Source organism: Methylovulum psychrotolerans (assembly GCF_002209385.1).
Lineage (GTDB): Bacteria > Pseudomonadota > Gammaproteobacteria > Methylococcales > Methylomonadaceae > Methylovulum > Methylovulum psychrotolerans.
Genome location: NZ_CP022129.1, coordinates 416,676 through 438,107, shown reverse-complemented (window position 1 = coordinate 438,107; position 21,432 = coordinate 416,676). Strand labels below are relative to the sequence as shown.

The window sequence follows — 21,432 nt, the reverse complement described above, 5'->3', positions numbered from 1 at the left end:
ATACGAATTCGCCATGCAAAATTTCGTGAAAAATATCACTTATACTCAATCAACCCCTGCCGCCGATTTCTCAAGCGGTTATACCAATAGCCCATCTGCCCCAAAGCAATAGGAATCTGTTGCAGATGCGAATGCAGCCCATACAGCAATAAGGTCACGGGTTGGCGGCATTTCCAGCGGGCTTTGTAGGCCGAGCGCACGATCAAAAACAGATAGGCCAGCAGCAAGCCCAGTAACGGCAACACATCGCCCATCAGCACGGCTAGGGCAAGGGCGGCAAGGGGCATGGCCAGTAAAACCCCGGCGTGGATGGCGTTGCGTTTGCATTCGCTGGCCCAGAGCGGGAAGCCGGTGTTTTTTAGGCGTTGCGAGACTTCCGCATACGCATGGCCTGCGCGTAGGGCGCGTTTCCAATAGGCTTGCCAGCGGCTCATTGCCAAATCGTGGTCTGTCATGGGCTGGTCGATGTGCAGGATGGTGTGGCCTAAGGCGCGGATGCGTTGGCACAGTTCCGGCTCTTCGCCAGCGATTAAGTCCTCGCTAAAGCCATTGGTCGCCACTAAGACCGAGCGGCGCATCAGGGCATCGCCGCCGCAAAAATCCGTGATGCCGGGGGCGTAGATCCAATCCAAATCCAAGACCCGATTATAGAACGTGCGTTCGGGATAACGTTCGCGGCGATGGCCCCACACGATGGCGACTTCGGGCTGTTCTGCCAAGGCTTGGAGTGCGGCGGGCAAAAAGTCGGGGTGTAGGCGGGTGTCGCCGTCTAAGAACAACACCAACGGCGCACTGGCCGCCCGCCACCCGGCATTACGGCCTATCGCCGCGCAAGGCCGGGCGGGAATGACGCGCAAGACTTTTGCGCCGTAGCTGGCCGCTAATTCGGAGCTACCGTCTTGGGAATTGGAATCGGCATAAATCACTTCAATAGGGCCGCCGATAGGGCTAATGGCTTGGATGGAGGCCAAACATTCGGCCAGACGTTGGCCTTCGTTGCGGCCTATGACCACGACGGATACGCTAGGGGTATTCATAGCATCACCTTGGCAAATTGTTCACGGTAAGCCTGTAAACGCGCTTGGCTGGAATACTGTTGCCATAGGCGTTGTTCGGCGTTGTCTGCCATCCGGTTTAATTGTTCGGCAGTGGCGGCTTGTAGGCGGTTAAGCTGCTGAGCTAAGTCCTGCGGATCATTGGCTGTAAAATGCAGCCCTGCCACGCCTTCATCCGCCAAGTTGTAGGTTGGGATTAGGCTGGCCGCCCCGCCTTGGTCGGGCAGTAATACGGGAACTTTTGCCGCCATCGCCTCTAAAATGGCTAAACCAAACGGTTCGACCGGACAGCAATGCAGCAATACATCACTCGCGGCCAATTCTTCGGCGACTTGTTCGCTAAAGCCGACAAAGGTAACGTTCGGATAGGCGCGGGCGCGTTCGCGTAAGGTATCCAAATCCCAACCCGTACCGAGGATACGGATAGTTAACCGCTGTAAGGATGGGGCAATATCCAGCGCATCCAATAACACATCAAGCCGCTTGATGGGGTCGACCCGCGACACCACCAGCACGTTGCGGATACCCGCTTGGTTAAAGCGGGGGCGTTGCAAGGTGGCGGCGATTTGCTCATCAGGCAGGAAGTTTTCTAAGACTTGGATTTGTGCCGGGCGGACACCGTGCGCCAGCAAGCGCTCGCGGACGTATTCGGACACGGCGACCAATGTTACAGGCAGGAAATTTAAGCGCTTTTTTCTGCCGTAACTGAGGCGTTCATCGGTACCGCCATGCACCAAGTGCAAATGGACATTAGGCAAGCGGAAGCGGAGGTTTAACAGTAAGAAAATCAGCGAATGCGACACCCCAGTGGCGCAAATGGCTATGCGGGTGCGGCCACGCAACAAGCCCGGCAGTTGCTTAAGCAAATCGAGGCTGCCGTTAAAGACGTGGGTGGCTATACCTGCGGCTTGGGCGGCGGCATGGACGGGGCCGGGCGGGGCGAACAAGACGGGCTGCAACTGATCGCGCAAGCCCGCCAAAGTGACCAAGGCCATGCGCTCGGTACCGTATAGATTGCCGCTGTGTAACAGATACAGCAGCTGTGTGGGTTGCGCCATCGTTGTTCTCCTGAAAGCAAGTGTTATTGTTCTGGCCTAAAAATAGGTTTTCTTAGGCCTTTATGTTTTGCTGTTGGGTAAAACGCGTTCTATCAGAGCTAGGTATCTTTAGCGTGCCAGCCCCCTACCCTTTCGGCGGTTTAGTATACACTTTAGAATAATAGCCGCCACCGTGAAAAATTTGCAAGCGGGTGACAATAAAACTGATGACTTTAGGGTCAACCCGCTCCAGCATCTGCACCGAACGCTTGATCTCGCCGGGTTGGGTGGTTTGCGCCGCAATCAGCAGCAAGGTAATATCGCTGATGCTGGCGAAAAACTCCACATCCGCCGACAACAACAGCGGCGCGGCATCTAAAATAACAAAGGCATAGCTTTCGGCAAGCTGTTCTAACAGGGTCTGTAAGCGGTGGTAGCCGAATAGCAAACCTTCGGCAGGCAAACCGATGGCAATCCGATCGGGATATTCGGCATCTGCCGGACTGAGCGCCTGTTGCAGGGTAATGTCGGAATCAACCAAGACATCGAACAGGCCTGCGCTGGCCGAACTACAAACATAACGGGTATCAGGCTTTAAGGTATTGACCTCCACCACCACGGCCCGTACATCCATAGCCTGAAAATTTTGCGCCAGTTCAAACGCTAACGAAGTCTGCGCACTGTGATGGGTCACCGCCGTCAATAACACCACACTGCCCGATTTACCTGTACGCAAGCGTTCTCGGTTTAAAGCCAAAGCCAAGCGGCGCTGTTGGTCGGCAAGCACTTGCGGCGCCACGCCCGCCTGCCCGCTTTCCAACAACGCCGCCAAGGGTTTGTAGCCTAAGAGCTTTTCGACTTGTCCGGCTGTCCTGATGCTCTTATTCAACAAATCCATAATAATCGGCACGATTAGGCCAAGAATGCCGCCCACTACCGCCATCATCACTATGATTTTTTTCTTGCCGCCGCGTATGGCTTGTTCAGGTGGCCGGGCGTAACTTTCCATACGGATATAACCGGGCGCATTGGATTCCAGCTCAATAAAATTAATGCGGTTTTCTACGGTATCCAATTGGCTGTAATTGCGCTTGATTTCTTGGGTCAGGCTCAAGGCCTCGTTATAGTTAGAGGAAAACCAAGCCGCGCGTTGCTTTTGTTCAGTAATTTGCGCTAATAATCCCTGCTCAATTTGCCGTGTCAAGGTCACTTTAGAGCGGCGTTCTTCAATCAGCATCCGCTTGACATCATTGCTTAACTGCTGGGTCGCCTCGACCACTTCCGCCTCAATCACTTCCAATTGCTTTTTGATTTGCTCATGCCACGGATGCTTCACATCCAAGCCGCTGATTTGTTCCACCAGCTTACTGCGCCGCAAATACATATTGGCCTTTAAACTGTATAAGCCTTGGTCTTTGTAGACTTGTTCGGACACCATAGATTCCAGTGCCGCCGTGGCTTTGGCATCTTTGGGATTTTCAAACAGTTGCAGGCCCGCTTCGGCCGCCATGCGTTCGCGTTGCGCGACCGAATAGGCTTTTTGGCTATCGGCCAGCAAATCGTCATAAGGGTTAGGGGCATTATCGACAAAGGTCGTCACACTAATCGCCTGGGTGATGTCTGCTAAGCGTTGCTTTTTCTCGGCAATAATTTTTTGGAATTTCTCCCGCTGCCCGTATAAAAACGCCAGCCGCTCTTTTGAGGCATAGAGCATCAAATCTTTACGCGATGCCTCAAAATATTCGGCAACAACAGTATTGACCAACTCGTCCAGATACTGCTTATTGTCCGACTCCAGCGTGACGGTAAACAAATAAGTATCTTTAACCGGCTTAACCACTAAGGCCGCTTGCAAGCGTTCGGCGGCATGGCGCTCGCTTTCATTCGGCAATTGCCAAACAAAGCGTTTGTCGCCCAGTTTTTGTAAGGCCGACAAAACAATATCATAGCGGGCGACGGTACTGGCTTGTTGGGTCAAAAATTGCAGATATTGCTGATAAGAAGGGATCTCTTGCTCTTTACTGTCTTGCAGGATATTGGCGATACGCGGCGCGACATGGACGACCGCCGTCACCGAATAGTACAACGTGCCCTTTTTCCAGGCAATCGGCACCCCTAGCACCGCCAAAGTGACAAAGATGCCTACACTGATTTTCCAATGTTTTTTTAGGCTGACCAGAGGCATAATCGCCCCGGTCGAAACCGATTCGCTAGCCGTCGGTGTTAAGGCGGACTCAGACATGGGCTATGGGATGACCGCGCCTAATTGGCTGATAGTAAACAAGGTACTGAAGGGATTGATTTGTTGCACGATATAACCAATTTTGCTGACGTTGTGTTTAGGCACATAAATAATGTCACCTTCGTTAATGGCGACATTTAATTGCCCATGAGGTTTTAACAAATCACTCAAATCAATTTGCATATTGGCATTGGCACTGGGGCGGATTAAATGGATATCATGCGTGTTGCCGTCCTTGGTCATGCCGCCCGCTTGCCCTAGAGCATCCATAAACGACATTTGCGGGGTCAAACGAAATACCCCTGGCGCATTCACCGCCCCCAACACAAACACGGAAGTGTCGGTAGCATCAGGGATGTACACCACATCATTGCGCTGCAACGGTACATTTAAGCTAATATCGCCTGTCAACAGGCGGGTCAGGTCTATCCAAAGGATTTTCTCTTTACGGATAATCGCACAGCGGGTCAAGACCTGCTCCTTACGCAATAACGGCATACCGCCCGCTTGGGCAAGAATATCCAGCAAATTAGGCGGCGTATTAAAAAGCAACTCACCAGGATGCTCGACCCGCCCGATAATCACGACCCGGTTTGAATTGTAATGCTCAACCCGCACCGTAGTGTAAATGTTAAGATAATACGGCGACAAGGCGTTATTGATGGTGGTGGCGGCCTGTTCGCGGGTCATGTTGCGCACTGATACCGACCCGACCACCGATAAGGTGATTTGCCCGTCAGGGCCAATACGCTGTAAGCCCGATAATTCCGGTCTGCCGATGACTTCAATATTAATGTCGTCACCATCATACAACAAATAATCGGTAACGCTTTTGGTGTCGGTTTTAAACGCTTCGATGGCGCTGGTTTCCGAATAGCGTGTTGAACGGTCAGGCACGGTAAAGGCTTTCGCCGCCCCCCGACTGGCATCTGGAACACTCTCCCACGCCCCGCAAGCAGACAGCAAGACCAAGCAACAGCAAAGAATGGCGGTTCGGTTAATGGCTAAGATCATCATGTATAAAGCGCAGGGAGGGTATCGGTTAAGCAAAGATGCCCTAAACCTTATCATTGCTACCGTCCGCTATCAATAACCTTTACCATTATCTTAGCGGCTGTTTTGGCGGCCAGCCATTCGGCAGGGGAAATTAAGCGTATGGATAGGGGCTTATAGGAGCGAGGGGAACCTGCGCCTTGCCCAAAAAGAAACTGCCCAAACTAACGGCAGATATAGGGGAAAGAAGGGAATAGGCATAATAACATCAGGCCATCTTGCCAGCTTTTAAACCAGCAAGAAGACCCAACAACGCTATGCCTTGCGTATCTTGTGCCGCTTACACTTCATCCAATTCCTCGGCCAATTTGGCATTTTTGCCATAATGCGGGGCAATGCTAATCAACAAAGTCGCCACCGTGGCGATATACGGCACGGCTTGGACAGCCAGGATAGAAATCCATAATCTGCCGCTGAGGTTATCAAAATGCTCTAAGGAGGCCATGGCGATCATTGCCGCCGCCAACAACAGCATCAGTATCACTTCTTGCCTGATAATCATCAGACCCGCAAATAAAGGCCCTTGTTTTTCATATTTAGGAGTACGCATAAACGGCTTGCCCGATGTGAACATACCTTGGATAGTGCCCCGCGCTACGGTATGGGTCAACGACAGCCCGGACAGAGCCGCGCCCAAGGATTGCCAGAACGAACACGGGACACGCGCCTGATACAGCCACAACCCGCGCAACACCTTAAAGGTAAACAGGCCGATAGTCGGCAACAAGAAGGCGTTAATCGGCAATTCGCTATGGATAGGGTCATAAACGATAATCGCGGTCAACAATAAGCTGGTGATGGTGAACACCAAGGCCAGCGCGTCGGAAAACCAGGGCAACCAACCCGCAACAAAATAATAGCGTTGCGCCGAGGTCAGCGGTGATTTTTGCGTCGGCAAGAAACTGCGCCAATGCGCCTTAATGATCTGCATCGCGCCATATACCCAGCGGAAGCGTTGGGTCATGTAACCGGAGAAGGTATCCGGCATGAGGCCGCGGCCAAACGAATCTTTCACATAGACCGAATCATAACCGGCCTCATACAGGCGCAAACCCAGTTCGCTGTCTTCGCAAATACACCATTCCGACCATTTGCCGACTTCCAGCAAGGCCGATTTCCGTACCATCGTCATCGTGCCATGTTGGATAATGGCGTTATATTCGTTACGTTGCACCATACCGATATTAAAGAAACCGGCATATTCCCAATAACAAATGTCCTTGAAGGTACTTTGGTGGCGGTCGCGGTAATCTTGCGGCGACTGCACAAAACCGACATTTTCATTATCAAAATACGGCACCATACAGTTCAGCCAATCCGGCGACAAAATATAGTCGCTGTCAATGACGGCGATGATTTCGGCATCAGCGGCGGTTTGCTCCAGTGCGTGGTTAATCGCCCCCGCCTTAAAACCGGGCCAGTTTTCCAAATGGAAGAACCGGAACATCGGCCCTAAGCGTTCGCAATCGTCGCGCACTGGCTCCCAAATCTCTGCATCTTTGGTGTTGTTGTCCATTACCAAAACTTCCATATTGGGGTAATCGACTTTTGCCAAGGCTTCCAAGGTCTTACGCACCATCAGTGGCGGTTCGTTATGGATGGGCAAATGCAGGGAGACTTTTGGGTATTTGAAATCGGGTGACGGCGTTAAAGGCTGGAAGGTACGCGCGGTTTTCCTATGCCAGATAACTTCGGCAATCTCTAAGGATTCAATCAGCAAGATAATCGCCGCCAGCACCTGCATTAAGATCAACACCACCCAAAAAATAATGGTCAACGGCGTTTGGTATTGTTGTGCGCCTATCGACAGCGACCAAAAAATGGTCGATACCGCCAAGTTGGTGATCAAGCCGAAAAATACCATACCCGGCAGTTTCAAGCTGCGGCGGGTGAACAGGAATAGGGCCATCAGCACCACGCTTAACACCGCCGCACCCGTCGCCCAATGGCTCCAGCTTGGCAAGGTCAGGACATCCCCGTCCATCGGATATTTAGCTTGGCGGTCGGCATTAAAAATACCCCAATAGGCCCCGGCAGAACCTTCAATGGATTGCTTCCACGGTTGGTCGAAGGCTTCGACGATGTAATAAGTGATTTTTTCTTGGTCGGCGCGGTTTAAGAATTCCCGCAATATTTTTGCTTGGTTAGACACCGACGCTGTGGCGTGTTTGGCGGGCTGGCCGTCAGAGGGCCAACCTAATTCGGTAATGATGACCGGCTTATCAGGATAGGCTTGTTGCACTTGATGATAGCGGTCGAAAATATAATCCACGGCATCTTCGGCGGCAATACCTTCCCAATACGGCAGGATATGCACGGCGATAAAGTCCACTTCCGCCGCCACTTTAGGGTGCTTTAACCATTCCGCCCAAGTTTCTGAGGTACTGACTGGCCGCCAGTTACGTTTTTTCACCTCGCGGATATATTCAATCAACGCATCTTCCGGGATTTCGTTACGCAACAAGACTTCGTTGCCGACCATCACGCGGATGATTTTGGGATTGTCTTGGCGGCTGACATTAATCAGCGCCTCCAATTCCTGGCGGTTTTTCTCCAAATTGCCGTCTATCCACGCGCCCATTGTCACATTCAGATTATGTTTGGCGGCAATGTCAGGAATTTTATTCTGGCCGCGTAACATACTGTAAGTACGGATAGCATGGACTTTGTTTTCCAGCAAGGTCAAGTCTTTGTCCATGTCTTCTTCACTGACAAAGATATTGTCGCGGGGGTCATCCGTCTTACGGGTCGGATCGTAGGTCAAGCCCATCGTGGTTTTTGTCCACGGCTGTAACTGCAAGGGGTTGTTGACAAAGCTCCAAATGCTGAAATTAATCATAACCAGCAAAGTAAGTGCCAATACAGTAGCTATTTTTGTTTTCATCGGGGGGATGCGGGAATTTGTTTGTGGAGGATGTTTTGAATCCAACGGAAATCATTTAGGATTAACACAAAGCGGCAAAAAAGCTTTGCGCCCCTTATTTTACACGCGATACAAAACTTGTAAGAAATTATTTAAACCATAACCAACAAGATTTATAAGGATTTTAACCATAGATTGTGCCTGAAAATGATAAAAGCGTCAAAAACCGCCCACAACAAGACAAAAAGCCTATTAAAGCGCGGTAATCGCCAAGCAATCGGTTAAGTACAACCCTTATTGTCCGGCTTGAGCTTATCTTAAAAAAAACAGAATGAACGGTTACTGAACTGACAAATATACTGTGAACGGCCAAGTTTTCGGCTTTTACAATTCACCGTAGGGTACGCTGTACCCTACCAAAAAAACCGAAAACCTGGCCGTTTGAAGTATATAGCCCCCTCCCCCGCAAAATGGAACATTAACCTTAACCAACTAATTAAGGTTTACCTACGAAAATTAAGGCACTTCGCTTGTATACGCTATCAGCCGCGTACATTTTAGTCCACACACGGGTGTGCAAAGCGATAAAGCCGGACAAGCCTTTATTGCGCAAGCAAAAAATCCTCCCGAAAGCCATCCATCGCCTGCATTAGTTTTGGCAGATCAACACCTTCTTGTGTTACCGCCACTAATAAGACATCCTGATTCAATAAAGCAACTAACACATAACCCTGTTCGCCCGTAACAACAAGGTGCTTACAGTCGCCGCCCAGCAGAGTGGCGATACTGTTTTTACCGACCGCAAAAAGGGCTGAACCCATACCGCAAACATGGTCTTCATTGCCGCCATACTGGTGCGCATAGCCCAGCGCCACCCCATCTATAGATGTGACGGCAGACGCTTGAATACGGGGGTCTGTATTGTTAAACGCAGAAAGCAAAGCATACATCTTAAGGCCTCTCTTGAACTATTTTGATGGTTAACCGCAAATGTTTATAAGTGAATTCTTAGCAGGCATAAAACACGCTGTCTGAACTTCCTAAATCCGCTGGCTTTTTCAACCTAACCCGCAAACATTAACGGAATTAACAGATAAATTTAGCTGCCGGAAATTCCTAATGATAAATATGCGCGTAACCATAAACAGCCAGCATCACTTACAGCTAATTCTCCTACCCAATAATCCATTCAGCATAGTTGCTAATGGGGCTACTGTCTAGTCGGCAAAGCCGCTACCGAGACGAAAAAAGCCTAGTTGAGATAAGCCCTGTCTATAGGGGTTTTAGAATCATTTTGCTAGAGGTGTAGCGCTAAGCCGTTAATAAGCATGGCGATCTCCAAAATACCCGTTATTCCGGCATCCTCTCAGAAACAAAGGGATTGACCGGAGAGGGGTAGATTAATGGACATCATATTTATCGACGGCAAAAAGACTTCAAAACCCATATAGATACTTAAGTATATTATAGCCCATTTTTTCATCCATACTCAGGCGGACATTAACCCATCAGCCCCCGAAGTTGCACAAGTGGCGTGTAAGCTATTTTTGACATAACAAGCACCCATTTTTTCTTAGCCTAAGACATTGAGTAGCTGAACTTTTATTCAAGGACAGACGGCGCAAGAAGCCCTATCCCATCCCGAATAATATCGCCGCCACTTTTGCACAAACCGTCCAAAGTATTGGAGGGGGATACTTACATTTCTAGTTTGTATGATTTAAACTTTCCGACAGCTTTATCGTTTACGCTTTTACAAATAGGCAAAGCTTCCCGATAATTCTCCGATGTGCCAAAACATTATCAGCTTCCCGGCATAACTAGGAAGCTTGCCGAATAAATAAGGATTGCCTTCCATAAAAGAGATGCAGAAATGACTGAACGGCTTAACGAAAACGAGATTCCGACCGACTATCGGGCTGGCTTTATACAAGGCAAGTTAATTGATGAGGCACTCGCCGAAAACTATATACGCCACACGCTTATCGGTGATCCTGATGCCGATGCCCTGATTGCCTATCTCTCCACGTTATCGCCCGAAGAAGCGGAAAATTGGCTACGCCAAGGCATAGAAATTGGCCTGGATGGCTTAGCCGATGCGCCCGATGAGGTGCGTGATTTTTTTGCGAAAATGGAGACGGTACCTGCGTGGTTTGACCCCCAAAAAGTCAATAAAGGCTGTGCGGCATTTCACCGCCATTCGACGATGTTTGTAGGGGCTTTTGTCGCCGGGGGTTTGGTGGAAGGCTTTGCGACGCTAATCAGCAAATCTTTTTGTATCACCGGGCGGGTTATTGATCAGGGCGTACGGCGGCTGAAACAAAATAACCTGCATTTGATGGAAATCATGTTACCCGGCGGCTTGGAGCGGTACGGCGACGGCTGGAAACTGTCCATGCGCTTGCGCCTGATCCATGCACGCATCCGGTTAATGTTGAGCCACTCGCAAGATTGGGATACAGCGGCCTGGGGTGTGCCAATCAGTGCCGCGCACATCGGTTTGGCAACAACGGTTTTTTCTGCGTTACTGCTCAAGCGGGTGAAATCGTTAGGGGTAAACCTATCCGAGGAAGAGCGGGAAAGCTTCATGATGATTTGGCGTTATACTGGTTATCTGATGGGCGTTCCTGAAAGCATCCTGTTTGATTCGGAACAAAGCGCGTTGCATTTACAACGGGTCGGCGCGATGTGTGAGCCCTCCCCCACTTATGAATCGATCATCATGGCAAACGCCTTGATCAATTCCGCACCTATTGTTGCCGGAATCACAGAGCCAAAAGCACGGCGCAATTTGGCAAACTACATTTATCGGATCTCACGCGCCTTGATCGGCACGGAGTTAGCTGATCAATTGAATTTTCCGAACCATAACCCCTTTGGGGTGCTGGCGTTTTTCCGTTTCAAAAATGGCCTGGGCAGCTTGTTGCAACGCCTGTTTCCAAGCTTGGAAAGACGTAGCCGTAGCGGGCAGTTTATGCAGCTACTGGAGGTTTCCTTATACAATCAGAATGGTATCCGCTACCGGATGCCAGGGCATTTATACGCTGAACAAGATCAAGAATTATGAAAACCGACCCTATCTTAATTTTGAGCACGGGGCGATGTGGCTCCACAATGATTTCGGACATACTGGGCAAGCATCCGAAAGTGCTCAGTCTATCGGAGTTTTTTGTCCCCTTAGGGTCGGCGGCGTTTTCAAACAAAGCCCCTACCGGGCCGCAAATGTGGCAGATATTGAGCCAACAAACTCCCGCTTTGCGGATGATGTTGGAAGATGGCATTGTTGTCGATGAAGGCTTATATCCGTTTAATAGCCCGCAGGCGCGGTTTACCCCAAAAAATATCCCCCCCATTCTGTCGGTGGCACTTCCGCACCTGACCGACGCACACGAAGCCCTGTACGATGAATTGGAATTGCTTGTAAAGGCACGTCCACGTTGTCCGCTTGCGGAACAGTATCAGTTTTTATTTGAGGCTTTGGCGAATAAATATCAACGTGATGTCTGGGTCGAGCGCTCAGGCGGTTCTTTTATGATCGCCGCGACTTTATTGAAACTGTTCCCACAGGCCAAAGTCATCCACGTCTTTCGGGATGGGCGCGACACCGCCTTGTCGATGAGCCAGCATCACAATTTTCGTCTCTTGCTGACCATGCTACAGAAAAGCCAAAGCCTAGGCATCGATGTTTTTAAGGCTTGGCATAAACCGCACATCGGGCCACAAAAACTGTGGCTTGAAAAATTGCTGATGCCTTTTTTAAATACCCGGCAGATGAAAACACAAGAATTTCCGCTCGTGGAATACGGAAAATTATGGAGCAACATGATTCTGGCAGGCAGCGCGATTTTGGCTACCCTTCCTAAAGACCGTCTGCTTTCCGTAAAATTTGAAGCCGTCCAGCAAGACCCCAGAAAGGAACTGAACGAATTGATCCGGTTTATCAGCCCAGAACTGGAAGATGCCCACTGGTTGGATACCGTGTCGCAAATCCCTAGGCCGACACGTTCAAAATACCGTGAGTTACCCGAAGCGGAGCGGCTTGCGCTTACCCAAGCGTGTGAACCGGGCTTAAAAATACTAGGATACCCATTATGAAAACGACCTGCCCGTTCGCAGCGATGGCGGATGAGATTAACAGCATCTGCGCGAAAACTTTTCAAAAAATCCAACCCGATGGCAGTTATCGGCGAACCTTCCATGCCCCGCTGATTGCCAACCTAGAAGGCGAACTGGAAATTTTTTCTGCCGTGCCTACCCCATATCGGCTTGGACTGTTTCTCGAACCCAAAACCTACAAAGTCACGGCACGTTTTTCCAGTTCGCTTTTTGCCAATGAAAACTACCCTGACGCACGAGGGATGGCGTTGAAAATACACGCTGTCAGCGGCCCCGTTTGTGAAGAGGCACCCGAAGGCGAACATACGATTGTTACCATCAACCAACCGACTTTTATTACGCGGGATGCGGAAGATATGTTGGCGTTTATGCGCAAAATGGACGGTGTGAAAGAGCTGACCCCTTTTAACGTCGCGCCGCCGACCTACACCTTTCCTAGCTTAAATCCGCTAAAGGCGCGATGGGGCTTTGTGCAGGCAATGCTCTGCACCTTAGGCCAAGCCTTCCGGCGGCGGGACATCACGCAATACCAATACAACAGCCTCTCCCCTTACCGGCTCGGCACAAGCGCCATGAAATATCAGTTCCGCCCGGCGAGCACACCGATGGGCAAAGGCCGCACTCTGCGTGAACGGCTACACTCGCATTTGTTGCAAACCGATTTGGTGTTCGATTTTTTCATTCAGCCAAAAACATTGGCAACGGATTTGGTGGATGACCTGTTTCAAGTTTGGCAAAGCCCTACGCATCTTGTCGGACGCTTAACCTTTCCGGTACAGGATATTTTGGCAACCGCACTATTCACAGAAGGCGAGCGGCTGTCTTACAATCCTTGGCATTGTTTGCAAGCGCATGAACCGCTTGGCAGCATCAATGCATTGCGGCGCGTCGTCTACAAGAATTCGGCCCTGCGGCGGCTTACATAGCCAGATTCCGCAACAGTACCCGTTCGGAACGGCCTTGCTTTGACTAGGCAAGCCAAGGGTGTGGCGTTGCCTAATAGCCGGTATCGGTGTTCCCTAAAGAACGCGGCCATCACCTGCTGACGAAATACAGTAAAATAAAATTAACCAACAGCAGCAACAGTGACAGCCCTTGCCAAAACAGTAACGGGTTGCGCTCGATCAGCGGCTGGTGCTGGGGGGTATTTAAAAAAGCGGGATTGGGATGGCCCAAATCGTAGAGAAACTCCGACAAATCGCCGTAACGCAATTGCGGATTCAGTGCCGTGGCTTTTTTTAACGCCCCATCCACCCAGACCGGCACCCTATCGTTATGGTGGAAACTGGGCACATAGACCAACTTTGCCAGACTGTGCTTGTCGGGCTGGGATGGCATCGGCCCATAAGGTAAAGCACTGTTCAGCATTTCATAAGTGATCACCGCCAAAGAAAACAAATCTGAGCGGGTGCTGCCCCGCTGACCCAAATGGTATTCGGGCGCAGTATAATTGAGCGTCCCCAAAATATTTTCTTCCTGGTCGGCCAACGGAGCCAATTCGGCGATACCGGCAATTTTCACCGAACCAAAGTCAATAATTTTTACCCTACCGTCTGCCGCAAACATAATATTTTCCGGCTTTACATCCTGATGCAGCATTTCCATACGATGAAAAGCGCGGAGGCCTTTGGCGATTTGCCCAACAATCACCGACACCGTATCGAGATCCGGCTTCGGGTGCGCCGCCAACCACTGCCTAAGCGTCAATCCCGGCAGATACTCAGTGACATAGTAAATACAGCTTTTAACCCGGTCAGTGCTGAGCACCTGCAACACATGGTCATGCCGAAGGCGTTTACCCGCCCATTCTTCATGGAGAAAATGCTCGATATACAAGGTGTCGTCGTCATACAGCACGGACGGGGTTTTTAAAATCACCTGCACACCGCTACGCATATCTAAAGCCCGATAAATTTGTGTGCGCTTACTGGCGTGCAGTTCGGCTTCGATACGGTAACCGTCCAATATCGCCCCCACTGCCAAAGGCGGCGGAAACGGCAAATTGGCATGGCGGCGCAGTATTTCATCCTCTTTGGCCTCCGGCAAAGCGACAATACGGACAAGTTGGCAGGTCAGGTTATCATCGCTGCCGTTCGCCAAAGCCTGCCGCACCATCGCCTCCGCCAACACCGCCAAATCGCCGCCGTCTTGCAACTGCTTTTTTAAGGCTTTCGCGTCCAAAAAATCGTGTACGCCATCCGTAGTTAATAAAAACACATCACCAATGGCTAAGGGCATGGCCTTATAATCGACTTCCAGGCGCGGCTCTATGCCCATCGCCCGGTTCAGATAGTTTTTATCGTTCGCCAACCAGACCCGATGGTCGCGGGTGATCTGCTCCAAATTGCCGTTCCGCCAACGGTAAATCCGCGAATCGCCGATATGAAAAATATGCGCCGTCGTCGATTTCAGCACCAAAATGCTCAAAGTGCTGACCATACCTTTAGCCGATTGGTAGCGCACCTGGCCTTGGCTGTACAGCCAAGAATTGGTCGCCGAGAGAATTTTCTGCCCCGCTTGTTTGACCGACCACGAATCGGGGGTGCTGTAATAATCGCTTAAAAAGCCCACCACACAGCAATGGCTGGCCTGCTTGCCCGCCTCACTGCCGCTCATGCCATCGGCAATGGCAATAGCGATCCCCTTATAACTGAGCTGGCGGTCAGTCGGGATAAACGCCCCGCAACAGTCTTCATTATCGGCCTTAACGCCCTTATCGCTGGCCGAGCCTATATCAATCGCCAATTCAGGCCGTACCGCAAGAGTCATGGTTAATCCACTAAAAATTGCCGAAAGGGTTATGCCTTAAATCAGCTTTACCGCCCATCAATTCAGCTCAATCATTTCCACCGAGCCATCTTCCTGCACTTCCGCCATGTGGCCTTTCGGTTCGTCGACCCATTGCACAGCTAGCAAAACCACGATAGCCACACCAGCAATGATAACAAAAAACTCGGCGGGCGAAACAAACGCCAGCACAGTCAAAAACAGCACTCCACCGACATTGCCGTAAGCGCCGACCATACCGGCAATCTGTCCGGTCATGCGGCGCTTAATCAACGGCACCATAGCGAACACCGCCCCGCAACCGCCGGACACAAAACTTGAACAGGCCATCGTCAACAGCACCGCCAAAGGGATAGGCCAATCGGGGGTGATCAGGGACATACCAAAATAACCTGTCGCCAAACCCGCAATGAAAATGCTTAAGGACAGCTTGCGGCCAAACTTATCGCTCAGCCAACCGCCTGCCGGACGTGCCACCAAATTAATAAAAGCGAAGCTGCCGCCCAACAAACCCGCCTGCACATTAGTAATGCCTTGCGACACATGGAAAGTCTCAAAAAAATACATCGGCAACATCGACACCACGGCTAATTCCGAACCAAAGGTAATGAAATATGCCAAGTCCAAAATAGCGACTTGCTTGAATTTGTAACGATGAATAGCTTCAATCTCCTGCGAAAGAAGTCCGTTATTGACGTGGAAAATCTTTCTGATATTGAGGATAAATACCAGCCACACCACGGCATAGATCACCCCGGCTGCCGCCGCTGACAGTAAAGCAGTCACTCCGTTAGACAGCTTCCAGGTCAGCAAAGTTAATGCCGAATACAGCGGCAAAGTCATCAGCATATACAAATACAAATCGCCCCGGCTGGTCACTTCCATCGCCCCGGCTTTTTTGGGCTTAAAATAGGTCGAGCCTTTTGGGGTGTCGGTCACGCTAAAAAAATACACGACCGCATAAATCAAAGCCATCATACCCGTCGTCGCTACCGCATACCGCCAGCCGTCCGCCCCGCCGTACCACAGAGCCAGCATCGGCAATAGCCCCGCTGCCGCCGCCGAACCAAAATTGCCCCAGCCACCATAAATGCCCTCGGCCAGCCCCACTTGCTTGGCTGGAAACCATTCGCCGACCATACGGATGCCAATCACGAAACCTGCGCCGATAAAGCCCAGTAAAAACCGCGCCAGAGCCAGTTGTTCAAAGCTGCTGGCAAACGCAAACATAAAACACGGCACGCTACCCGCTGCCAAGAGCGTCGAGTATGTCCGCTTAGGGCCGAATTTATCAACCAACATGCCGATAACAATCCGCGCCGGAATAGTAAGCGCCACATTTAAAAGCAAAATGGTTTTGATCTGAGCCGCATCCATGCCCAATGATTGGGCAATAACCAACATCAGTGGTGCGTGATTAAACCAGACGACAAAGCTAATAAAAAAAGCCAGCCAAGTAAGGTGCAAAATTTTCATTTTGCCCGAAAAAGAAAAGAGGTTAAAGGTCTGCGATGGCATTATAGAATCCAAATCAAGGGTATTTAGCACCAAAATTAAGCACTATTCATACCATAAGCGACCAAAGCAGTCCTTTATTGGTGCAAATACATTCTCTGCTGCACATTAACCGGCAACTCTCAGTAAAATTGCACCAATACAGGAAAACAAATCCCATACTGGTGCGAATTCAAGAACGTGCGTAACAATTAAAATAAGCAGCCTCACGCGATATTAAGGCGTAGTATTCACCAACACACTGGCTGTACTGTCGCTAAGGTTTGCCGTTAAAACATCAACCTTGCTATCGCCATTCACATCCGCTACGGCAACAGCGCTCGGATTTGCCCCTACCGCATAATCGGTTTTGGCCAAAAATACGCCATTGCCTTTACCCGGCAACACGCTGACGGTATTGCTGACACCATTAGCCACCACCAGATCAGGCTTGCCATCACGGTTGATGTCAGTAATGCCAACTGAATAAGGGCTATCGCCAGTACCATAATCAACTTTGGCATTGAAAACCCCATTACCCTTACCCAGCAGTACGCTAACCGTATTGGCGTTGGCGTTGGGGGCAAACAAATCCAACTTGCCGTCACGGTTAACATCACCCACCGCAACCATAGAAGGGCTAGTGCCGGTACTATAATCGACCTTAAAATTAAAACTGCCATTACCCTTACCGATCAATACGCTTAGCGTATCGGCACTGTAATTTGCCGTCACCAAATCTGGCTTACCGTCACGGTTGACATCGGCCACCGCCACCGCTTGGGGAAAAGCCCCAACGATGAAATCGTTTTTCGCCCCAAACACCCCACCACCTGTACCCAACAATACGCTGACACTATTGCCGCCCGCATTGGTGACCAGCAAATCCGCCTTACCGTCGCGGTTAACGTCGCCGATAGCCAACGAATAGGGATTTAGGCCTGTCGTATAATCGGTCTTCGGTTGAAACGTGCCGTTACCGTTGCCTATCAACACGCTCACGGTGTTCGCCGCATAATTTGCCGTCACCAAATCGGCTTTACCGTCACTGTTGACATCACCGATCACCACCGCATTGGTGTTAGCCCCCGCCGTATAATCCACTTTCGGCAAGAACACCCCAAAGCCATTATTGAGCAATACACTGACCGTACCCGCACCAATATTCGCCGTAACCAGATCAGGTTTACCATCCAAATTGACATCGCCTGCCGCCAAATCAATGGGGGTAGCATCCGTGGCATAATCCGCCTTAGGCTGGAAAGTAATAGGAGCCGCTTGCAAATCTTTGCCCAAATCGGGTAATAACAGCCCCAGGCCAGTCATGGCAACGACAGACAAGCAAGAAGATAACTGAATATTTTTTAACATGATTATTGTCCTCAATTAAGTAATTCGTTCATCGAACGGGAGACATCATGATAAAGCCAAGAACTATTTTTGGCAGCGACATATAACCTATGTAAATCCTAAATATTAACCGCGTTATCCGGTAAGACCTCACAACCTCAACGCGGCAAGTTCTGCGGTACAAGATATTCTAACCGCACTAGCCGATCATCCGGCCACTTCGCCACCGAAAAGCATAGCGGTATAAGCCAGACCCAAAACTTCTGATTCCTATTTTCAAAACTACATGTTCCAAGTAACCGATAACAAGAGCCACCCAACCTTTGCCTAAACAGCTAAGAACCGTATTTATCCAGACAAGCTTACAAAACAACCGGTTAAAAAACACCTTGATATACTGATAAAATGCAATTGCATTTAAACCCTAATCCAAAGCCCCGAATATTTAACCGGCTTTATTGTTCTTCGAGCCGCATACTCTCCAAAAAAAACGCTCTAAATAGGAACATTTCTCACTACAGTTCAGCGATTGCCAAACAATTTACATAAGCTCTTCAAATCCACTAGGTTCTGGTGGTATATTGGCGCGGATAAAAAAAGTGCAGCACAGCACATAACAATGAGGAGAGCTTTGTAATGATTAATGAAGGCGTCGATAAGTCTAAACGCCAGTTTTTGACCTCGGCCTTAACCGTGGTTGGCACAGTCGGCACTGGCTTTATAGCGGTGCCTTTTCTCGCGCAGATGCAGCCAAGCGTTAAGGCCATGGCGGCGGGCGCACCTGTTACTATAGATATTAGCAAAATGGAACCTGGGCAATTGCTACGGGTTGCTTGGCGCGGCAAGCCGGTATGGGTTTTAAACCGGACACCCGAAGTGCTGGCAACCTTAAAAACCTTGGATTCGCAGCTACGCGACCCTCTGTCGTCGCAGTCCCTACAGCCTGAATCCAGCAAAAATCCCGCCCGCTCCATCAAACCGGAAGTCTTTGTCGCAGTGGGCTTATGCACCCATTTGGGATGTTCGCCGACCTTCCGACCGGAAATCGCCCCTAGCGATTTGGGTGAAAATTGGAAAGGCGGCTTTTTCTGCCCTTGCCACGGCTCTTGGTTTGACTTGGCGGGGCGCGTTTACCAAGGCGTACCGGCACCGACCAATTTGGAAGTTCCCCCTTACCGTTATGTAAGCGACACGCAACTCATCATCGGCGAACAGGCATAAGGAAAAACGCATGAAAATTAACCGATTTACCGAATCCGGTAACTGGATTCTCGACCGTTTCCCGCTCACTAAATTGTGGAACGATCACATGGCGCATTATTACGCGCCGAAAAACTTCAACTTCTGGTACTTTTTTGGCTCGCTGGCACTCTTGGTGCTGGTCAACCAATTTGTCACCGGCATTTTATTGACCATGAACTACAAGCCCGATGCCAAATTGGCGTTTGATTCGGTGGAATACATCATGCGTGATGTCCACTGGGGCTGGCTGATCCGCTATATGCACTCGACCGGGGCATCGGCGTTTTTTATCGTCATTTACCTGCACATGTTCCGTGGCTTGCTGTACGGCTCGTTTAAGCAACCGCGCGAATTGGTGTGGATTTTCGGCATGTTGCTGTTTGTCGCCCTGATGGCGGAAGCCTTTATGGGCTATTTGTTGCCTTGGGGGCAAATGTCCTACTGGGGCGCACAGGTCATTATCTCGCTGTTCAGCGCCATTCCGGTCATCGGCGACGAGTTGTCGCTGTGGGTACGCGGCGATTATGTAGTGTCCGATGCCACCTTAAACCGCTTTTTCGCCTTCCACGTCATTTCCGTACCGCTGGTGCTAGTCATGCTGGTGTTCCTGCATATCGTCGCCCTGCATGAAGTCGGCTCCAACAATCCTGACGGTGTGGAAATCAAAAAATATAAAGATGAAAACGGCATTCCTTTAGACGGCATCCCTTTCCACCCCTATTACACCGTTAAAGACATTGCCGGGGTCGGCGTGTTTATGATTTTCTTTGCCACCGTCATTTTTTACATGCCGGAAATGGGCGGTTATTTTCTCGAACACGCCAACTTTATTCCGGCCGACCCGCTAAAAACCCCTGAGCATATCGCCCCGGTCTGGTACTTCACACCGTTCTACGCGATCTTACGCGCCATCCCCGACAAATTTGCCGGTGTCATCGGCATGGGCGGAGCGATTGTGGTGCTGTTCCTGTTGCCGTGGCTGGACCGTAATCCGGTCAAATCCATCCGTTACCGGGGCGGCGTGTATAAAAAAGCCTTGGTCATGTTTGCCATCAGCTTCTTGGTGCTGGGTTATTTAGGCACCCAACCCGCGACACCCAGCGCGACTATCGTGGCGCGTATCTTTACCGCCATGTACTTCGGCTTCTTTTTACTGATGCCCATTTACACCCGTTGGGAACGCACCAAACCCGTCCCGACACGCGTTACCGAACACCATTCGCTTGACGAGCAATTGCCGGCATTATTTGAAGAAATCACTGAACTCAAACCCGAAACAGGCGAACCTGACCATGGCGTGTTCAGAAGTTCTTTCTTCAGCCGACGGCCTAACCCTACCGGTATACGCCATGTCCTCACTCGCTTTGCAAAAAAACTGGTAGAGAGCCTCGACTAATATGAAAAAATTTCTCACTTTATCACTACTCTTGGTATCGCTCAGCGTCAACGCCTCCGAAAGTGTCAAGCTGGACAGCGCGGACATTGATTTAACCGATAACCTGTCGTTATTGCGCGGTGCCAAGCATTTTGTCACCCATTGTTTAGGCTGCCACTCCATCAAGCAAATGCGTTACCTGCGTATCGCCAAAGACATGGAAGTGGATGAAAAAGTCATCCTGAACGACATCGCCCCTGAAGGTGCTGGGATTTATGACCAAATCCACAGCGCCATGAACAAGCACGATGCCGAAAAATGGTTTGGTACCCAACCGCCTGATTTATCCCTAATTGCCCGCTCACGCGGCCAAGACTGGCTCTATAGCTACTTAAAAAGCTATTATTTGGATCCGAAACGGCCATTTGGGGTCAATAACCTGATTTTCAAAGACACGGCGATGCCTAACCCGTTCTGGGAATTGCAGGGCGAGCAACACGCCACCGTCAGGAAAACCATTTACGGCGAACATATCGAACTGGTCCAACATGATCCGGGTACCCTGACTGAAAAAGAGTTTGATACCATGGTAAATGATTTGGTCAATTTCTTAGTCTATGTCGGCGAGCCCGTTCAATTGGAACGGCAACAAATGGGTAAATATGTACTGTTCTTCCTATTGATTTTCTTTGTCATCGGCTACTTGCTGAAAAAAGAATATTGGAAAGACATCCATTAAAGCCATTAGTACCCGGTCTTTTCCACCCTAAGTGCATAAGAAGACAAGGATGTTTTCTTATCCTTAAGTCCTGTCGCAG

General features: G+C 50.1%; 15 protein-coding genes. 6 read left to right on the top strand and 9 right to left on the bottom strand.

All coding sequences use genetic code 11. From position 1 onward, the window contains the following. Positions 1-35: 35 nt before the first annotated feature. The 6 genes from CEK71_RS01760 to CEK71_RS01735 form a co-directional block, all read right to left on the bottom strand. Positions 36-1,037, bottom strand: coding sequence for a glycosyltransferase family 2 protein (locus CEK71_RS01760; protein WP_088617774.1), 1,002 nt, complete (start codon positions 1,035-1,037; stop codon positions 36-38). Further along, complete coding sequence (locus tag CEK71_RS01755; RefSeq protein WP_088617773.1) at positions 1,034-2,113, bottom strand: glycosyltransferase family 4 protein; 1,080 nt, start codon at positions 2,111-2,113, stop codon at positions 1,034-1,036. The genes CEK71_RS01760 and CEK71_RS01755 overlap by 4 nt, the downstream gene beginning before the upstream one ends. Before the next feature lie 124 nt (positions 2,114-2,237). Continuing rightward, positions 2,238-4,334, bottom strand: coding sequence for a GumC family protein (locus CEK71_RS01750; protein WP_088617772.1), 2,097 nt, complete (start codon positions 4,332-4,334; stop codon positions 2,238-2,240). Positions 4,335-4,337: 3 nt separating this feature from the next. Continuing rightward, a complete protein-coding gene (locus CEK71_RS01745) occupies positions 4,338-5,351 on the bottom strand; it encodes a polysaccharide biosynthesis/export family protein (protein ID WP_232463738.1) in 1,014 nt (337 codons plus the stop codon). A 316-nt stretch (positions 5,352-5,667) separates the two neighbouring features. Then, positions 5,668-8,271 (bottom strand): glycosyltransferase, encoded by a 2,604-nt coding sequence (locus CEK71_RS01740; RefSeq protein ID WP_088617770.1) that lies wholly within the window; start codon positions 8,269-8,271, stop codon positions 5,668-5,670. A 581-nt stretch (positions 8,272-8,852) separates the two neighbouring features. Continuing rightward, the gene (locus tag CEK71_RS01735; RefSeq protein ID WP_088617769.1) at positions 8,853-9,200 is read right to left on the bottom strand and encodes a roadblock/LC7 domain-containing protein; all 348 of its coding nucleotides are present in this window, start codon (positions 9,198-9,200) and stop codon (positions 8,853-8,855) included. Positions 9,201-10,123: 923 nt separating this feature from the next. Between CEK71_RS01735 and CEK71_RS01730 the strand changes: the two genes are divergently transcribed. The 3 genes from CEK71_RS01730 to CEK71_RS01720 are packed head-to-tail and all read left to right on the top strand — an operon-like array spanning position 10,124 to position 13,292. Beyond that, positions 10,124-11,317, top strand: a complete 1,194-nt coding sequence (locus CEK71_RS01730; RefSeq protein ID WP_088617768.1) for an oxygenase MpaB family protein — start codon at positions 10,124-10,126, stop codon at positions 11,315-11,317. Further along, positions 11,314-12,345: a sulfotransferase gene (locus CEK71_RS01725; protein ID WP_088617767.1), complete on the top strand. Its 1,032-nt coding sequence runs from the start codon at positions 11,314-11,316 to the stop codon at positions 12,343-12,345. The genes CEK71_RS01730 and CEK71_RS01725 overlap by 4 nt, the downstream gene beginning before the upstream one ends. After that, a complete protein-coding gene (locus CEK71_RS01720; protein WP_088617766.1) occupies positions 12,342-13,292 on the top strand; it encodes a catalase family protein in 951 nt (316 codons plus the stop codon). The genes CEK71_RS01725 and CEK71_RS01720 overlap by 4 nt, the downstream gene beginning before the upstream one ends. Positions 13,293-13,401: 109 nt before the next feature. Here the strand turns inward: CEK71_RS01720 and CEK71_RS01715 are convergent, their stop codons facing one another. The 3 genes from CEK71_RS01715 to CEK71_RS01705 all read right to left on the bottom strand — a co-directional run bounded on the left by CEK71_RS01715 (position 13,402) and on the right by CEK71_RS01705 (position 18,018). Beyond that, positions 13,402-15,135, bottom strand: coding sequence for a bifunctional protein-serine/threonine kinase/phosphatase (locus CEK71_RS01715; protein ID WP_088617765.1), 1,734 nt, complete (start codon positions 15,133-15,135; stop codon positions 13,402-13,404). Between the two features lie 57 nt (positions 15,136-15,192). Beyond that, complete coding sequence (locus CEK71_RS01710; protein WP_088617764.1) at positions 15,193-16,671, bottom strand: NarK family nitrate/nitrite MFS transporter; 1,479 nt, start codon at positions 16,669-16,671, stop codon at positions 15,193-15,195. A gap of 213 nt (positions 16,672-16,884) precedes the next feature. Then, positions 16,885-18,018 (bottom strand): FG-GAP repeat domain-containing protein, encoded by a 1,134-nt coding sequence (locus tag CEK71_RS01705; RefSeq protein WP_088617763.1) that lies wholly within the window; start codon positions 18,016-18,018, stop codon positions 16,885-16,887. A gap of 615 nt (positions 18,019-18,633) precedes the next feature. Between CEK71_RS01705 and petA the strand changes: the two genes are divergently transcribed. Genes petA through CEK71_RS01690 form a run of 3 tightly spaced genes read left to right on the top strand, consistent with a single transcriptional unit; the run spans position 18,634 to position 21,353 of the window. Then, on the top strand, positions 18,634-19,218 hold the full coding sequence (gene petA / locus CEK71_RS01700) for a ubiquinol-cytochrome c reductase iron-sulfur subunit (RefSeq protein ID WP_088617762.1): 585 nt from the start codon (positions 18,634-18,636) through the stop codon (positions 19,216-19,218). 10 nt (positions 19,219-19,228) lie between these two features. Next, positions 19,229-20,635 (top strand): cytochrome b, encoded by a 1,407-nt coding sequence (locus CEK71_RS01695; protein ID WP_088617761.1) that lies wholly within the window; start codon positions 19,229-19,231, stop codon positions 20,633-20,635. Between the two features lies 1 nt (position 20,636). Then, complete coding sequence (locus CEK71_RS01690; protein ID WP_088617760.1) at positions 20,637-21,353, top strand: cytochrome c1; 717 nt, start codon at positions 20,637-20,639, stop codon at positions 21,351-21,353. Positions 21,354-21,432 lie beyond the last annotated feature (79 nt).

Coding starts and splice junctions, on each gene's coding strand:
- CEK71_RS01715 (WP_088617765.1), bottom strand. CDS start 15,135: ATGACTCTTGCGGTACGGCCTGAATTGGCGATTGATATAGGCTCGGCC.
- CEK71_RS01740 (WP_088617770.1), bottom strand. CDS start 8,271: ATGAAAACAAAAATAGCTACTGTATTGGCACTTACTTTGCTGGTTATG.
- CEK71_RS01710 (WP_088617764.1), bottom strand. CDS start 16,671: ATGCCATCGCAGACCTTTAACCTCTTTTCTTTTTCGGGCAAAATGAAA.
- CEK71_RS01730 (WP_088617768.1), top strand. CDS start 10,124: ATGACTGAACGGCTTAACGAAAACGAGATTCCGACCGACTATCGGGCT.
- CEK71_RS01755 (WP_088617773.1), bottom strand. CDS start 2,113: ATGGCGCAACCCACACAGCTGCTGTATCTGTTACACAGCGGCAATCTA.
- CEK71_RS01690 (WP_088617760.1), top strand. CDS start 20,637: ATGAAAAAATTTCTCACTTTATCACTACTCTTGGTATCGCTCAGCGTC.
- CEK71_RS01750 (WP_088617772.1), bottom strand. CDS start 4,334: ATGTCTGAGTCCGCCTTAACACCGACGGCTAGCGAATCGGTTTCGACC.
- CEK71_RS01745 (WP_232463738.1), bottom strand. CDS start 5,351: ATGATGATCTTAGCCATTAACCGAACCGCCATTCTTTGCTGTTGCTTG.
- CEK71_RS01725 (WP_088617767.1), top strand. CDS start 11,314: ATGAAAACCGACCCTATCTTAATTTTGAGCACGGGGCGATGTGGCTCC.
- CEK71_RS01695 (WP_088617761.1), top strand. CDS start 19,229: ATGAAAATTAACCGATTTACCGAATCCGGTAACTGGATTCTCGACCGT.
- CEK71_RS01720 (WP_088617766.1), top strand. CDS start 12,342: ATGAAAACGACCTGCCCGTTCGCAGCGATGGCGGATGAGATTAACAGC.
- petA (WP_088617762.1), top strand. CDS start 18,634: ATGATTAATGAAGGCGTCGATAAGTCTAAACGCCAGTTTTTGACCTCG.
- CEK71_RS01735 (WP_088617769.1), bottom strand. CDS start 9,200: ATGTATGCTTTGCTTTCTGCGTTTAACAATACAGACCCCCGTATTCAA.
- CEK71_RS01705 (WP_088617763.1), bottom strand. CDS start 18,018: ATGTTAAAAAATATTCAGTTATCTTCTTGCTTGTCTGTCGTTGCCATG.
- CEK71_RS01760 (WP_088617774.1), bottom strand. CDS start 1,037: ATGAATACCCCTAGCGTATCCGTCGTGGTCATAGGCCGCAACGAAGGC.